Genomic DNA, 14726 nt, shown 5'->3' with positions numbered 1-14726 from the left:
GGCGCCCGGAGGAACACCCCATGAGTCACGCACCCTTCGTCCTCGGCGCCTTTATCCCCGGCACCCTCAGCGGCAGCGCCTGGCGCCTGCCGGAAGCGCCGCTGGACACGTTCAAGAGCCTGGAACATTACCAGTACATCGCCCGCAAGCTGGAAGCCGGGCGCTTCCACTCGCTGTTCTTCAACGACACCCTTGACGTCAAACTCGACCTGGCCTTGCAGCGCGGCCCCAACAGCGTGCGCTGGGACCCGCTGATCCTGGCCCCGGCGCTGGCCGCCAGCACCCGCCATATCGGCCTGATCGCCACCGCCAGCACCACCTACAACGAGCCCTACAACGTGGCGCGCAAATACGCCGCGCTGGACCACCTCAGCGGCGGTCGCGCCGGCTGGAACCTGGTCACCTCGCTGGGCGGCGGCGAGAACTTCAACCGCCAGGACCACGTCGATCACGAAGACCGCTACGCCCGCGCCGAAGAGTTCTACGACGTGGTCAGCGGGCTGTGGGATAGCTGGGCCGACGACGCCTTCGTCCAGGACAAAGCCAGCGGCACCTGGCTGGACATCGACAAGCTGCATGTTCTCGACTATCAGGGCGAGCACTTCCAGGTGCGCGGCCCGCTCAACGTCTCGCGCTCGCCGCAAGGTCATCCGGTGGTGGCCCAGGCCGGCGCCTCGACCTCCGGCAAGCGCCTCGCCGCGCGTGTTGGCGAACTGATCTTCACCGCCCAGCACACCATCGAGCAGGGCCAGGCCTTCTACCAGGAAACCAAGCTCGCCGCCGCCGGCTTCGGGCGCGGCGCCAACGAGCTGAAAATCCTCCCCGGCGTCTCGCCGGTGGTGGGCAAGACCCTCGCCGAAGCCCAGGCCAAATACGACCGCCAGCAAGAGCTGCTGGAGCCCAAGGCGTTTCTCAGTTCCATCTCGAAATTCGTCAGCCTCGGCTACGACCTCTCCGAGCTGCCGTTCGACGAAGTGGTGCCGCTGCCGCCGGAATCCTTCACCACCAACACCCACCAGAGCCGGCAGAAACTGGTGTTCGACCTGATCCGCCGCGAACGGCCGACCGTGCGCCAACTGTTCAACCAGCTCACCTCCGGCGGGCATCGCATCCTGATCGGCACCCCGCAAAGCATCGCCGACGACCTTCAGGCCTGGTACGAAGCCGGCGCCGCCGATGGCTTCAACATCATGTTCAGCGGCCTGCACTCGGCGATCGACGACTTCGTCGACGGCGTGGTCCCGGAGCTGCAACGCCGCGGCCTGTTCCAGCGCGAATACGCCGGCACCACGCTGCGGGAAAACCTCGGTTTGCCGTATCGCACCAACCGGTTCTTTTAAGGAGCGCCCATGTCTCGACCCTTGGCTTCACTAAGCCTGGCAATCGCCCTGGCCCTCGCCGGCTGCGATAACCCATCCGGGCAGCAGGCCAACTCCGACGCCCCCACGCAGCCCCAGGCGGGCGGCGTGTTGCGGGTGGCCTTCGACGGCGATCCGAACTGCATCGACCCGCAACAGGCAGGCAACAACACCGCGCTCAATGTCGGCCGGCAACTGGTGGACTCGCTGACCGACCAGGACCCGCAAACCGCCGAGATCGTGCCCTGGCTGGCGGAGCGCTGGGAGGTCAGCGACGACTCGCGGCAGTTCACCTTCCACCTGCGCGAGGGCGCGACCTTCGCCGATGGCAGCGTGCTCGACGCGGCGGCGGTCAAGGCCAACGTCGAGGCCATCATCGCCCTCGGCGCCCAGGCGCAACTGGCCGGGACCTACCTGGCCGGGCTGGAATCGGTCGAGGTGACCGGGCCGCTGAGCGTGCGGATCAGCTTCAAGCAGGCCAACGCGCAGTTCCTTCAGGCCAGCTCGACCATGAGCCTGGGGCTGCTGTCGCCCGCCACCCTCAAGCGCAGCGCCGAGGAACGTTGCCAGGGCGCGCTGGTCGGTTCCGGGCCGTTCACGGTGAAAAGCTTCGAGCACAACAAGCTGGTGCGTATCGAGGCCCGCGCCGACTACGCCTGGCCGTCGTCCCTGGCGCAACACAAGGGGCGTGCCTGGCTGGACGCCATCGAGTTCCACATCCTGCCGGAATCCGGCGTGCGCCTCGGCAGCCTGGTTTCCGCGCAGATCGACGTGAACACCAGCGTGCCGGTGCAGGACGAAGCGGTGCTGGACAGCCAGGGCATTCCCTCCATCGCCCGGCCCAATCCCGGCATCGTCTTCAGCCTGACGCCCAACGAATCCCGCCCGCCGCTGGATGACGTGAACGTGCGCCGGGCACTGAACAAAGCCATCGACCGCAGCCAGTTCAAGGGCGTGATTTCCCGCTACCAGAAACCGGCCAGTTCGGTGCTGGCCAGCAGCACGCCGTATTACCAGGACCTCAGCGCCCAGCTCGCCTACGACCCGCAAGGCGCCGGCAAACTGCTCGATGCCGCCGGCTGGAACAAGGGCGCCGATGGCTGGCGCCAGCGTGACGGCAAGCGCCTGAGCTTCGCCCTCGACTACTGGCAGGCGACTACCCCCGTGCTGGAACTGGTGCAGCAGCAACTGCGCCAGGTCGGCGTCGAGCTGCGCCTGAACAAGTCCACCATCGGCCAGGTCAGCCTGTTGCAGACCTCGCTCAACTACGAGCTGTGGTTCTTCAACCTGACCCGCGCCGACCCGGACGTGCTGCGCACCGTGTTCCTCTCCAGCGGGCGCAACGTCAACGTCCGCGGCCCGGCTTCGTTGGACCAGACGCTGCAGGACTCGGCGGCCAGCCTCGATCCGCAGAAACGCGGCGCGCTGATCCAGCAGGCCAGCGCCGAACTGCTCGACCAGGGCCACGTGATTCCGCTGGTGGAAGCGGCCACGGTGACAGCGTTCCGCGACGTCGTGCGCGGCCTGCATTACGAGGCCTCGACCCGCCTGCAGTTCTACGACACCTGGCTGGCACAACCGGGGAGCCACTGACCGATGAGCATCCTGACCAACCACCGCGCACTGCGCTGGCGCGTGGCCCAGGCCGCGCTGGTGCTATGGGCGGCGTTCACCCTGTCGTTCGCCATTCTCTATGCGCTGCCGGGTGACCCGGTGGCGATCCTCCTGGCCCAGAGCGGCGAGCCGGGCGCGGTGGACCCGGCCAAGGTCGCCGAACTGCGCGCCCGTTATCACCTCGACGGCAGTCTCTGGCAGCAATACGGCGGCGCGCTGTGGCGGTTGCTGCACCTGGACCTCGGCACCTCGCTGCAAACCGGCAAGCCGGTGACGCTGACACTCGCCGCAGCGCTGCCGGCGACCCTGTCGCTGGCGTTCGCCGCACTGCTGCTGGCGGTGCCGCTGGGCATCGGCCTGGCGCTGGCGGCGCATCAGGTACGGCGGCGGCCGTTGCAGAGCGCGCTGCGCAATGCGCCGGCGGTGGTCGTCTCGCTGCCGACCTTCTGGGTCGGGCTGGTGCTGCTGCAACTGTTCTCCTTCAAGCTGCACTGGCTGCCGGCGATGGGCGACCACGGCCTCGCCAGCCTGGTGCTGCCGGCAGTGACCCTGGCCCTGCCCTGCGCGGCGATGATCGCCCAGGTGCTCGGCCGCTCGATCGCCAGCGTCAGCCAGCAACCGTTCGTTCAGGCGCTGCGCAGCAAAGGCGTCGGTCCCTGGCGCCTGCTTTGCGGGCACATCCTGCACAACGCGTCGATTCCCCTGCTGAGCCTGGCCGGCACCTTGCTCGGCAACCTGCTGGCCGGCGCGGTGGTCACCGAAACCGTGTTCTCCCGCGACGGCGTCGGGCGCCTGGCCCAGGCCGCCGTCGCCAGCCAGGACATCGCCGTGGTCCAGGGCGTGGTGCTGCTGGCCGCGACCCTGTATGTGCTGACCAACCTGGCCACCGATCTGCTGTACCCGCTGCTCGATCCCCGCATCCGCCAAGGGAGCCGTCCATGATCCTGCAACCCGCCTATGCCGCCCGCCGTCCGCTGCGCTGGCCCGGCCTGTCCGTGGCGCTGAGTCTGGCGCTGTTCGCGGTGGTCCTTGGCTGGGCCTTCTGGCCCGGCCTGTTTACCAGCGCCGACCCGCTGCTGGCCGACCCGACCCAGACCCTGCAAGCACCCTCCGCCCGCCACTGGTTCGGCACCGATCACCTCGGCCGCGACCTCTACGCCCGCTGCGTGCACGGTGCGGCGCTGTCGTTGCAGGCCACCAGCATTGCCGTGCTGATCGCGCTGGTCGCCGGCAGCCTGCTGGGCGGTATCGCCGGCTGGTTCGGCGGCGTCGCCGACCGCGTGCTGGCGGTCATTGTCGAAGTGCTGATGGCAATCCCGGCGCTGCTGCTGGCGATGGCCATCGTCACCGCGCTGGGCTTCGGCACCCTGGAAATCGCCCTGGCGGTGGGCCTGTCGTCGGTGGCGATCTTCGCCCGCCTGGCCCGTGGCGAAGTGCTGCGCTGGCGCAGCCGGACCTTTGTCGAAGCGGCGCGGGTGGCCGGTGTCGGTTCCTGGACCAACCTCTGGCGGCATGTCCTGCCCCACGCCGCCGGACCGCTGCTGGCCTTGGCCGCGCTGGAATTCGCCAGCGCCGTACTGGCGGTGTCGGCGCTGAGCTTCCTCGGTTTCGGCGCACCGCCGCCGCAACCGGAATGGGGCCTGCTGATCGCCGAAGGGCGCAACTACATGGTGGTGGCCTGGTGGTACACCACCCTGCCAGGGCTGGTGGTGGCCACCGTGGTGCTCGCCACCCAGCAACTGGCCCGCGGCCTGCAACGTCTTCAGGGAGAAGCTTCATGAGCGCACCACTGGTTCGTATTCACCAGTTCGGCGTGGAATACCCCGGCAGCCAGCAGGCCGCCGTGGCAGGACTGGACCTGGAAATCGCCGCCGGCGAAATCGTCTGCCTGGTGGGCGAGTCTGGCTCGGGCAAATCCACCACTGCCGCCGCGCTGGCCGGCTTGCTGCCGCCCGGTGTGCAACAGACCGGCCAGTTATGGCTGCAAGGCCAGGCCCTCGACCAGCTCGACGAACACGACTGGCGCAAGCGGCGCGGCCGTCTGGTCGGCTTCGTCCCGCAAGACCCGGGCACCTCGCTGGACCCGGTGAAAACCATCGGCACCCAGCTTGTCGAAGCCATGACCGTACACGGTGTGGCCAAGGCCGAAGCGCGCCTGCGCGGCGTGGCGTTGCTGCATCAGGTCGGCCTGAAAGACCCGGAGCAACTGCTCAAGCGCTACCCCCATCAACTGTCCGGCGGCATGTGCCAGCGCGTGCTGATCGCCATCGCCCTGGCCAACGACCCGCCACTGCTGATCGCCGACGAACCCACCAGCGCCCTCGACGTCAGCGTGCAACGACAGATTCTCGACCGCCTGCAACACCTGGTGCGCGAGCGCGGCAGCAGCCTGCTGCTGATCACCCATGACCTGGCGGTGGCGCTCGACCGTGCCGACCGCATCCTGGTGATGCGCCATGGCCGCCTGCTGGAAAGCGGCACGCCGAGCCAGTTGTGGCATGCGCCGGAACACCCCTACACCCGCCAGTTGCTCCAGGCCTCGCCCCTGGCGCGACTGCAACAACGACGCTCGGCGCCCGCCGTGGCAGCGGGCGAGCCGCTGTTGCAGGTCAGCAGCCTGCAACGGCGCTTCAACCGCCATGGACCGGCGGCGGTGGAGGACGTCAGCTTCAGCCTGCAACGGGGCACCACCACCAGCCTGGTGGGCGAGTCCGGCTCGGGCAAATCGACCACGGCGCGGATCATCCTCGCCCTGGAACAGGCCAGCGCCGGCAGCGTGTGCTTCGACGGCGAGGAAATCCTCGGCGCCGGGCGCAGGCAACTGCACGGCTATCGGCGACGGGTGCAACTGGTCTATCAGAACCCGTGGGCCGCCCTCGACCCACGGCACGACCTGCTGGACATCATCAGCGAACCGTTGCGCGCCTTCGCCATCGGCCAGCGCCGCGATGACCGCGAGCGCGTGCTGGAACTGCTGGAGCGGGTCGGCCTGCCGGGTAACCTGCTGCACCGTCGTCCTGGCCAGCTTTCCGGTGGCCAGCGCCAGCGCGTCGCCATCGCCCGCGCGCTGGCCGCGGAGCCGGAATTGCTGGTGCTGGATGAACCGCTGTCGGCGCTGGATGCGCCGGTCCAGGCGCAAGTGCTGGACCTGCTGCAACACCTGCAAAGGGACCTGGGCTTGACCTACCTGTTCATCTCCCACGACCTCGCCACCGTGCGCGGCATCAGCGATCAGGTGCTGGTGATGAGCCAGGGTCGGCTGGTGGATCACGGGCCGACCGAGCAGGTGTTCGAAAGGCCGGCGAGCGACTACACGCGGCGGTTGCTGGAGGATATGCCGGGGCAGTTATTGCCGTTGCGGGGGCGGGAGTTGCAGGTGGCGGGGTTGTGAGGTTCGGGCTCTCCGTCAAAAGACCGAGTAATGGCTACCAGGCGCATGCCTGAAGTTTTTCAGCGCTCTCAAGATCGAGCGCCGCCCGCGCGGCGCATCGCGACGGTTCGGCGCCCCGACAAGCTCGCTCCTACATTGGTTGTAACGTGCCTATGTCTGCCAGGCCATGGTTGACTGCCTTGTTTGTACGACAGCCTCCCAGCGATTCATCGCCAAAAGGCAAAGGCGGACAACACCTCTCTGACAGGCCATGGCACGTTGCAAAAAATGTAGGAGCGGATTCATCCGCGATGCGCCGCGCGGGCGGCGCTCGATCTTGAGAACGCTGAAAACCTGTCGGCTAGCACCTGGTCGCCATTACCCAATTCCCTGACTGGCACTTCATGGTCTCAAGACAGTCCCGAGATGCGTAGCTACCTAAGCTTAGGCCCGAAAAGTCTTTCACAACCCCAACCCCCGCCGCCTATCGTCCCCACCTGCCCTTCGTCGCAAAGGATTGTCTGATGTCCTCCGCCGTACCCTCGCCCAATCCGTGGCTGGCCCTCACCGGGGTGGCCATTGCCAGTTTCCTCGGCTGTATCGACTTCACCATCGTCAACACCGCCCTGCCCGCCCTGAGCCAGGAACTGGGCATCGGCCTGCAACAATCCCAATGGTTGATCACCGCCTTCGTCATGGCCCTGTCCACGTTCATGGTCAGCGCCGGGCGGCTGGCCGATCTGTTCGGCCGGCGTCGGTTGATGCTCGTCGCAATGCTGTTGTTCGGTCTGGCCTCGCTGGCCGCCGGGCTCAGTCACAGCCTCGCGGCGCTGGTGTTCTGGCGGGTGGTGCAAGGGCTGTCTTGCGCGGTGCTGTACACCGCGTCGAGCGCGATTGTCAGTAATGCCTTCGACGAGGCGCGCCGCGGCCGTGCCATCGGCCTGTTGTTCAGCGCCAACGGTCTCGGTCTGGCGATCGGGCCGGTGGCCGGCGGGTTGCTGGTGGCAAGCCTCGGCTGGCGCTGGGTGTTCCTGCTCAATGTGCCGCTGATCGCTATCGGCCTGTTGCTGTGCTGGCGCCATGTGCGTGAATCCGCCGCCGAAGGCGACGGCCAGCGCCTCGACCTGCCCGGCCTGGCGCTGCTCAGCCTGAGCCTGCCGCTGTGGGTCTTGCTGCTGGTGCATGGCGGCAATTGGGGCTGGTCATCGCCGTCGGTGCTGGGGCTGTTCGGCCTGGCGCTGGTGCTCTCGGGGCTGCTGGTGTGGACCGAGCGCCGTGTGCCGGCGCCGCTGCTGCGTTTCGATTTCCTGGCCAGACCGGCCTTCACCGGTGCCTGCCTGGCAACAGGCGGGCTGGCCTTTTTCTACTGCCCGGCGTTTTTGCTGATGCCGTTGTACCTGGCGGATGTGCGCGGCCTCGATGCCGCCAGCGTCGGCCTGTTGCTGCTGCCCACCACCGCGGTACTGGCGCTGCTGTCGCCCTGGGCCGGACGCTGGGCGGATCGCCATGGCACGCGGCCGGTGTTGCTGGCCGGGTTTGTGTTGCTGGCAGCCTCGGCGCTGCTGCAAACGCGCTTCGCCAGCGACAGTGCCTGGCCGCTGGTGATCGCCGCCTTCGCCCTGATGGGCGCGGGCTGGGCGTGCATTCTCGGACCGTCCACCGTGGCGGCGATGGCCTCGGTGCCGGCGCAGGATGCCGGGGTGGCGATGGGGATGTCGTGGACGTTCCACAACCTCGCCGGCGCCTTGGGCCTGGCGATTACGGCGGCGTTGTTCCAGCACAGCGGCAGCGCTTTCGTTTCCGGCTACCAGGACACCATGGTGCTGCTGGCCGCAGCCAGCGGCCTGGTGTTGCTGGGGTTGGTCGTGCTGGTGAACCGGGCACGGCCGCTTGCCAGCGTTGATTCGGTTTAAGCGATCCGGGCCGCTGTAGCGGCCCTCAGACTCCCCTCGGCAAAGGCCATTTCAATGAGCAGACTCAAAGACAAATACACCCTGATCACCGGCGGCACGGGCGGCATCGGCCTGGAAACCGCGCGGCAGTTTCTCGCCCAGGGCGCCAGGGTGGCGATCACCGGACGCAGTGCCGAGGCCCTGCGCCTGGCCGGCGACGCCCTCGGCGACGAGGTGTTGCTGATCGAAAGCGACGCCGGCGATATCGCCGGGCAACGCCGCGTCGCCGATACCCTCGCACAACACTGGCCGCGTCTGGACGTGCTGTTCATCAACGCCGGCGACGTTACTCACCGCCCGCTGCAAGATTGGGACGAAGCCACCTGGGACCGCCAGCAGGACACCAACCTCAAAGGCCCGTTCTTCCTGATCCAGGCCCTGCTGCCGCTGCTGCATGATCCGTCTTCGGTGATCCTCTGCGGCTCGGTCAGCGCCCGTATCGGCCTGGCGCAAAGCAGCGCCTACGCCGCCAGCAAGGCCGGGCTGTTGTCGCTGGCACGAACCCTGTCGGGTGAATTGATCGGCCGCGGCATCCGGGTCAACGGCCTGAGCCCCGGCCCCACGGATACCGCCGCCCTCGGCAAACTCGGCCTGCCGCCGGAAGAAGAACAGGCCCTGCGCGATAGCATCCGCCAACTGGTGCCGCTCGGGCGACTGGGCAAGCCATGGGAGCTGGCCCAGGCGGCGGTGTTCCTGGCGTCGGATGAGTCGTCGTTCGTGGTCGGGACGGAACTGCTGGTGGACGGCGGCGTGGGCAATATCTGAGCGCACGCCGCGAGCGGCTATCAGCTCAACGCCTGCAACTGCTCCAGTTCTTCCTGCGTCAGGCTCACGCCTTCACGCGCTGATTTCTCCCGCTCGTGGAAGCGGCGCTCGCCCGGCAGGCGAGTGACGCCCACCGCTTCCATCTGCCGCACCAGTTCGCGGCTGCGCTCGGCGAAGCGTTCGCCCTGGGCCAGGCGCGGGTCGATGACGATCAGCAGTTGCCCGGTCCAGGGGGTCTTGGCGCCGGGGTGCTGCGACCAGTCGAATTCGAAGGAGAAATTGCCGCCGGTCAGCGCCGCCGCCAGCAACTCCACCATCATCGACAGCGCCGAGCCCTTGTGTCCGCCGAACGGTAGCAGCGCGCCGCCGTCGAGGATCGCCGCGGGGTCGCGGGTCGGCTGGCCGAGACGATCGACGCCCATGCCTTCGGGCAGCAATTCGCCTTTGCGCGCGGCAATCTGCACATCGCCGTGGGCGATGGCGCTGGTGGCCATGTCGAAGACGATCGGCGCCCCGCCCGCGCACGGCGCGGCAAAGGCGATCGGGTTGGTCCCGAACAACGGCCGCTCGGCGCCCTGCGGCACCACGCAGGTCATGCTGTTGACCACGCTCAGCGCCACCAGGCCTTCGTCGGCGAACGGCTCGACATCCGGCCACAAGGCGGCGAAGTGGTGCGAGTTATGGATCGCCAGCACGGCGATGCCGGCACTGCGCGCCTTGCTCACCAGCAACTCGCGGGCCGCAGCCAGCGCCGGCTGGGCGAAGCCGCCGCCGGCATCGACGCTGATGTAACCACTGGCCACATCCTCGACCTTCGGCACGGCCTGACCATTGACCCAGCCGCTGGCGAGGGTCGAGACATACCCGGGAATACGGAACACACCATGACTGTGGGCGCCGTCGCGCTGGGCGCTGGCGCAGTTGAATGCCAGCGCGCGGGCCACCGCCTCGCTGGTGCCGTGACGCACGAAAATGCGCTGCAGCAGGGTTTCCAGTTCGTTGAAGGGAATCTGTGTGGCAGGTGCGGACATTCTGTAGCTCCGATGATTGGAATTGGACTGGGCAACAGGGATGACGGTGTTCGGACTTTCCTCTTTTTGACAGTTAGCTGTCAAATATTGACTTGATGACAGAAAACATTCATTTTCTCTTCCACCGCAGCCGTCATTGAGCATCGCCCGTGAGCCAACCCATCAAGCAACGCCTGGAAAGCAGCCTGCCCAATGCGTCGGCCTCGGGGCGCAAGATCGCCACCTATATGCTCGCCCACCTCACCGACCTGCCGTTCGAAACCTCCGCCAGCCTTGCGGAGAAGATCGGCGTCAGCGAATCCAGTGTCGGGCGCTTCTGCCGTTCGCTGGGCTACGAGCACCTCAAGGCACTCAAGCAGGACTTGAAGGACGACCTCGGTGACGGCCCCTGGCTGGTGGGCGATCGGCTGCAAGAATTCCGCCAACACTCCAGCGATGACCGCGAAGACCACAGCCGCAGCCTGGAGCTGGAAGTCGCCGCGCTGGTGCGGGTTTACGAATACAGCCGCACCGCCGAGTGGGACCGTGTCGCCACGCGCCTGGCGCAGCGTCCGCGGGTGTTCGTCGCGGGCTTTCAGACCGAGCGCGGCATCGCCCACTGCATGGCCCACCTGCTGCAATACTTGCGCGACGGCGTGCAGGTGGTGGACGGCAGCGCCGGGCATTTCGGCGAAGTCCTGCTGGGCGATCCAGCGCACTGCGCGCTGGTGGTGTTCGAGGCGCGGCGTTATTCCCGCCATGCCCTGCTGCTGTGTCACAAGGCACGCGAGGCGGGCATCCCGGTAACACTGGTTACCGACACCTTCTGTGATTGGGCCGATGCGAATGCCGACGAGGTGTTCCGCATTCCCACTCAGTTCAACCTGTTCTGGGAGTCCACCGCGACGATGCTGTCGTGGGCTCACCTGATGGTCAACGAGGTCTGCAAGAAGCTCGGGCCTGATGTTGAAAAACGCTTGGACGCAACTGCCGCTCTACACAACGAGTTCGTTGGCTACACGTCAACGGCAAAACAATAGCAAGAGAGTGCAACTACAGATCGAGGTGTCACATGAAACCTGTTCTTCGCTTCGCAGGGGCCTGCGCATTGCTGCTGGCCGGCATCACGTCGGCCCAGGCCGAAACCCTGAAGATCGCCACGGAAGGTGCCTACCCGCCCTTCAACTACGTTGATTCGGACAACAACCTGCACGGCTTCGACGTCGATATCGCCAAGGCCCTGTGCGAGCAGATGAAAGTCGAGTGCACCGTGGTCGCCCAGGACTGGGAAGGCATCATCCCGGCCCTGATCGCGCGCAAGTACGACGCCGTGGTGGCGTCGATGATCAACACCGAGGAACGGCGCAAGAAGATCGCCTTCACCAACCACTACTACCGCACCCCGCTGGCGGTAGCCGTGCCGAAAGACAGCGAAATCACCGACGCCCAGACCAAATTCAAGGGCTACACCGTCGGCGCCCAGGCCTCTTCGACCCAGGCCATCTATGCCGAAGACGTGTACGGCAAGGCCGGTGCCGATGTGAAGCTGTACCCGACCCTGGACGAAGCCAACGCCGACCTCGCCGCCGGCCGCCTCGACGGCGTGATCGCCGATAAATTCCCGCTGCTGGAATGGCTGGGCAAGGCCGGCAAGGACTGCTGCAAAACCCTCGGCGATGTCGACGGCACCCGCGCCGACGCATCGATTGCCGTGCGCAAGGAAGACGAAGCCCTGCGCGAGCGGCTGAACAAGGCGCTGGATGCCATCGTGGCGGACGGGACGTATCAGAAGATCGCGGGCAAGTACTTCGACTTCGATATCTACCAGTGACCGTTTAGGGCTGCTTACGGCCTTATCGCGAGCAAGCTCGCTCCTACACCTTTCTCCCCCTCCCTGTAGGAGCGAGCTTGCTCGCGATAGCGGCCCTCAAGACTGCCCCTTCCCGAGGCTTCGCCCATGCTCGAACATTTGTCACTCCTCTCCTTCGCCAGCGGCGGCTGGGGTCAGGCGTTGCTCGCCGGTGCGCTGGTGACCCTGGCGCTGGCCCTCGCCTGCCTGCCCATCGGCCTGCCGCTGGGCCTCGGCATCGCCCTCGCCGCGCGTTCGAAAAAACGCCTGCCACGGGCTTTCGCCACGGTGTTTTCCACGGTGTTCCGCGGTCTGCCGGAATTGCTCACGCTGCTGATCATCTACTACGGCTGCCAGATCGCCGCGCAAAAAATACTGGCCGCCATGGGCTATGAAGGCGAGGTGATGATCAACACCTTCCTCGCCGCCATGGTCGCCTTCAGCCTGGTGTTCGCCGCCTTCTCCAGCGAAATCTGGCTGGCCGCGTTCAAGACCGTGCCCAAGGGCCAGTACGAAGCCTGCGCCGCCCTCGGCCTGGGCAAACGCACCGCGTTCGGCAAGGTGGTGTTCCCGCAACTGCTGCGCATCGCCCTGCCCGGCCTGTCGAACAACTGGCTGTCGCTGCTCAAGGACACCTCGCTGGTCTCGACCATTTCCCTGGTCGACCTGATGCGCCAGACCAATCTGGCCGTCAGCGTGACCAAGGAGCCGATGCTGTTCTACGGCGTCGCCTGCCTCTGCTACCTGCTGTTCTCGGCGCTGTCGGGCCGAGTCTTCCACTTCATCGAGAACCACTTCAGCCGCCACCTGCGGAGCGCCCGTCCATGAGCTTCGACGAACTGCTGGCAATGTTCCTCAATCCCGACCTGCTGGAGCGCTATGGCCCGCGCTTTATCGACGGCCTGCTGGTGACCGCCAAGCTGGTGGCGATCTCCTTCACCCTCGGCGCCCTGCTGGGCATGCTCCTGGCCCTGGCGCGGATGTCGAAAAGCCTCACGCTGCAACGCCTGAGCGCCGGCTACGTGTACTTCTTCCGCGGCTCGCCGCTGCTGGCGCAACTGTTCCTGCTGTATTACGGCCTGGGTTCGTTCAAGGGCTTCTGGCAGGACGTCGGCCTCTGGTGGTTCTTCCGCGACGCCTGGTTCTGCACCCTGCTGGCCTTCACCCTGAACACCGCTGCCTACCAGGCGGAAATCTTCCGCGGCAGCCTGCTGGCCGTCGCGCCCGGGCAATACGAAGCGGCCAGCGCGCTGAGCCTGAAACGCTCGACCACCTTCTTCAAAGTGATCCTGCCGCAGTCACTGGTAGTGGCGATCGGTCCGCTGGGCAACGAACTGATCCTGATGATCAAGGCCAGCGCCATTGCCTCGCTGGTGACCATCTACGACCTGATGGGCGTGACCAAGCTGGCCTTCTCGCGCAGCTTCGACTTCCAGATCTACCTTTGGGCCGCCGTGCTCTACCTGCTGATCGTCGAAATCGTACGACGCAGCCTCAAACACATCGAAGCCCGCCTGGGCCGCCACCTGCGCTGAACCCTTGCCGTAGAGGATCCTTGTCATGCACTGCCAAACCATCGTCCTGGGCGCCGGAATCGTCGGCGTCAGCACCGCCCTGCACCTGCAAGCGCGCGGCCGCAAGGTCGTCCTGATCGACCGCGACGAACCGGGTAGCGGCACCAGCCACGGCAACGCCGGGCTGATCGAGCGCTCCAGCGTGATCCCCTATTCCTTCCCGCGCGCGCTGCCGAAACTGGTGCGCTATGGCCTCAATCAGCAATCCGACGTGCGCTTCAGTTGGCGCTACCTGCCCAAGGCCGCGCCGTGGCTGCTGAGCTACTGGCGCAACTCCGCGCCCGCGCCGCTGGCCGTGGCGACCCAGGCGATGCTGCCGCTGGTGGAGCGTTGCGTCGAGGAACACGACGCGTTGATTGAGGCGGCCGGCGTGCAGTCGCTGGTCAAGGCCAACGGCTGGATCGAGGTCTACCGCAACGACGCCGCCTTCGAAGCGGCCAAGGTCGAAGCCGAAGCGCTGAAGTCCTATGGACTGGTCTTCGAGATTCTCGACCGCAGGCAACTGCACGAACGCGAAGCCGACCTGACCCAGGGCGCGGTGGGCGGCATTCATTGGCGCGACCCGAAGACCGTGAGCAACCCGAGCGCCCTGGTGCGTGGCTACGCGGCGCTGTTCGTGCAGCGTGGCGGCCACTTCATCCACGGCGATGCGCGCAGCCTGCGCCAGATCGCCGGCGAGTGGCAGGTGGACAGCCGCCGCGGCCCGATCACTGCCCCTGAAGTGGTGATCGCCCTCGGCCCGCAGGCCGCCGAGCTGTTCAAGCCGCTGGGCTACCGGATTCCGCTGGAAATCAAGCGCGGCTACCACGCCCACTACAAAGCTCGCGGCGGCGCACAACTGACCCATTCGATCTGCGATGCCCAGGCCGGCTACGTCCTGGCGCCGATGGAACAAGGCATCCGCCTGACCACCGGCATCGAGTTCGCCTCCAGTAGCGACGCCGCCAACGAGATCCAGTTGCAGCGCTGCGAAGCCGTGGCCCGCGAGCTGTTCCCCCTCGGTGAACGCATCGAAGAAACCCCGTGGCTAGGCCGCCGCCCGTGCCTGCCGGACATGCGTCCGGTGATCGGTCCGGCCAGCCGCCACCCCGGCCTCTGGTTCAACTTCGGCCATGCCCACCACGGTCTGACGCTGGGTCCGGTGAGCGGTCGCCTGCTGGCCGAGATGATGACCGGCGAACAGCCTTTCACCGACCCCGCGCCCTACAGCGCCGAGCGTTTCAACTGAGTTCCG

The 14726-nt window shown here is 66.7% G+C and carries 13 protein-coding genes; 12 read left to right on the top strand and 1 reads right to left on the bottom strand.

Annotation, left to right across the window (positions count from 1 at the left end):
• Positions 1 to 20: 20 nt before the first annotated feature.
• The 7 genes from NTD82_RS24305 to NTD82_RS24275 all read left to right on the top strand — a co-directional run bounded on the left by NTD82_RS24305 (position 21) and on the right by NTD82_RS24275 (position 9059).
• Positions 21 to 1340, top strand: a complete 1320-nt coding sequence (locus NTD82_RS24305) for an LLM class flavin-dependent oxidoreductase (RefSeq protein ID WP_095153648.1) — start codon at positions 21 to 23, stop codon at positions 1338 to 1340.
• Positions 1341 to 1349: 9 nt separating this feature from the next.
• The gene (locus NTD82_RS24300; protein ID WP_262130600.1) at positions 1350 to 2951 is read left to right on the top strand and encodes an ABC transporter substrate-binding protein; all 1602 of its coding nucleotides are present in this window, start codon (positions 1350 to 1352) and stop codon (positions 2949 to 2951) included.
• Between the two features lie 3 nt (positions 2952 to 2954).
• Positions 2955 to 3914, top strand: a complete 960-nt coding sequence (locus NTD82_RS24295; protein WP_262130599.1) for an ABC transporter permease — start codon at positions 2955 to 2957, stop codon at positions 3912 to 3914.
• A complete protein-coding gene (locus tag NTD82_RS24290; protein ID WP_262130598.1) occupies positions 3911 to 4753 on the top strand; it encodes an ABC transporter permease in 843 nt (280 codons plus the stop codon). The genes NTD82_RS24295 and NTD82_RS24290 overlap by 4 nt, the downstream gene beginning before the upstream one ends.
• The gene (locus NTD82_RS24285; protein ID WP_262130597.1) at positions 4750 to 6363 is read left to right on the top strand and encodes a dipeptide ABC transporter ATP-binding protein; all 1614 of its coding nucleotides are present in this window, start codon (positions 4750 to 4752) and stop codon (positions 6361 to 6363) included. Before NTD82_RS24290 ends, NTD82_RS24285 begins: the two co-directional genes overlap by 4 nt.
• A gap of 503 nt (positions 6364 to 6866) precedes the next feature.
• Positions 6867 to 8255 carry an MFS transporter gene (locus NTD82_RS24280; RefSeq protein ID WP_262130596.1) on the top strand — a complete coding sequence of 463 codons (1389 nt, stop codon included), beginning with the start codon at positions 6867 to 6869 and terminating at the stop codon, positions 8253 to 8255.
• 54 nt (positions 8256 to 8309) lie between these two features.
• Positions 8310 to 9059 carry an SDR family oxidoreductase gene (locus NTD82_RS24275; RefSeq protein WP_262130595.1) on the top strand — a complete coding sequence of 250 codons (750 nt, stop codon included), beginning with the start codon at positions 8310 to 8312 and terminating at the stop codon, positions 9057 to 9059.
• A gap of 20 nt (positions 9060 to 9079) precedes the next feature.
• On the opposite strand, the gene NTD82_RS24270 is transcribed toward NTD82_RS24275, so the two are convergent.
• On the bottom strand, positions 9080 to 10090 hold the full coding sequence (locus NTD82_RS24270) for an Ldh family oxidoreductase (protein ID WP_262130594.1): 1011 nt from the start codon (positions 10088 to 10090) through the stop codon (positions 9080 to 9082).
• A gap of 149 nt (positions 10091 to 10239) precedes the next feature.
• Here NTD82_RS24270 and NTD82_RS24265 point away from each other — a divergent pair, with 149 nt between their 5' ends.
• The 5 genes from NTD82_RS24265 (at position 10240) to NTD82_RS24245 (ending at position 14720) form a co-directional block, all read left to right on the top strand.
• Positions 10240 to 11109 carry a MurR/RpiR family transcriptional regulator gene (locus NTD82_RS24265; RefSeq protein WP_262130593.1) on the top strand — a complete coding sequence of 290 codons (870 nt, stop codon included), beginning with the start codon at positions 10240 to 10242 and terminating at the stop codon, positions 11107 to 11109.
• A 32-nt stretch (positions 11110 to 11141) separates the two neighbouring features.
• The gene (locus NTD82_RS24260; RefSeq protein WP_262130592.1) at positions 11142 to 11900 is read left to right on the top strand and encodes a transporter substrate-binding domain-containing protein; all 759 of its coding nucleotides are present in this window, start codon (positions 11142 to 11144) and stop codon (positions 11898 to 11900) included.
• A gap of 126 nt (positions 11901 to 12026) precedes the next feature.
• Positions 12027 to 12746, top strand: a complete 720-nt coding sequence (locus NTD82_RS24255; protein WP_095153658.1) for an ABC transporter permease — start codon at positions 12027 to 12029, stop codon at positions 12744 to 12746.
• Positions 12743 to 13453: an ABC transporter permease gene (locus NTD82_RS24250; RefSeq protein ID WP_262130591.1), complete on the top strand. Its 711-nt coding sequence runs from the start codon at positions 12743 to 12745 to the stop codon at positions 13451 to 13453. Before NTD82_RS24255 ends, NTD82_RS24250 begins: the two co-directional genes overlap by 4 nt.
• Before the next feature lie 25 nt (positions 13454 to 13478).
• A complete protein-coding gene (locus tag NTD82_RS24245) occupies positions 13479 to 14720 on the top strand; it encodes an NAD(P)/FAD-dependent oxidoreductase (protein WP_262130590.1) in 1242 nt (413 codons plus the stop codon).
• Positions 14721 to 14726 lie beyond the last annotated feature (6 nt).

The sequence above is a fragment of the Pseudomonas sp. 5P_5.1_Bac1 genome (assembly GCF_025466015.1).
Taxonomy (GTDB): Bacteria; Pseudomonadota; Gammaproteobacteria; order Pseudomonadales; family Pseudomonadaceae; genus Aquipseudomonas.
Note: the sequence above shows the minus strand (reverse complement) of the source record. Positions and strands in the feature narration are given on the sequence as shown.

What these genes read in the sequence shown, in the direction of transcription:
- NTD82_RS24305 (WP_095153648.1), top strand. Translation starts at nt 21, where the DNA reads ATGAGTCACGCACCCTTCGTCCTCGGCGCCTTTATCCCCGGCACCCTC.
- NTD82_RS24300 (WP_262130600.1), top strand. Translation starts at nt 1,350, where the DNA reads ATGTCTCGACCCTTGGCTTCACTAAGCCTGGCAATCGCCCTGGCCCTC.
- NTD82_RS24295 (WP_262130599.1), top strand. Translation starts at nt 2,955, where the DNA reads ATGAGCATCCTGACCAACCACCGCGCACTGCGCTGGCGCGTGGCCCAG.
- NTD82_RS24290 (WP_262130598.1), top strand. Translation starts at nt 3,911, where the DNA reads ATGATCCTGCAACCCGCCTATGCCGCCCGCCGTCCGCTGCGCTGGCCC.
- NTD82_RS24285 (WP_262130597.1), top strand. Translation starts at nt 4,750, where the DNA reads ATGAGCGCACCACTGGTTCGTATTCACCAGTTCGGCGTGGAATACCCC.
- NTD82_RS24280 (WP_262130596.1), top strand. Translation starts at nt 6,867, where the DNA reads ATGTCCTCCGCCGTACCCTCGCCCAATCCGTGGCTGGCCCTCACCGGG.
- NTD82_RS24275 (WP_262130595.1), top strand. Translation starts at nt 8,310, where the DNA reads ATGAGCAGACTCAAAGACAAATACACCCTGATCACCGGCGGCACGGGC.
- NTD82_RS24270 (WP_262130594.1), bottom strand. Translation starts at nt 10,090, where the DNA reads ATGTCCGCACCTGCCACACAGATTCCCTTCAACGAACTGGAAACCCTG.
- NTD82_RS24260 (WP_262130592.1), top strand. Translation starts at nt 11,142, where the DNA reads ATGAAACCTGTTCTTCGCTTCGCAGGGGCCTGCGCATTGCTGCTGGCC.
- NTD82_RS24255 (WP_095153658.1), top strand. Translation starts at nt 12,027, where the DNA reads ATGCTCGAACATTTGTCACTCCTCTCCTTCGCCAGCGGCGGCTGGGGT.
- NTD82_RS24250 (WP_262130591.1), top strand. Translation starts at nt 12,743, where the DNA reads ATGAGCTTCGACGAACTGCTGGCAATGTTCCTCAATCCCGACCTGCTG.
- NTD82_RS24245 (WP_262130590.1), top strand. Translation starts at nt 13,479, where the DNA reads ATGCACTGCCAAACCATCGTCCTGGGCGCCGGAATCGTCGGCGTCAGC.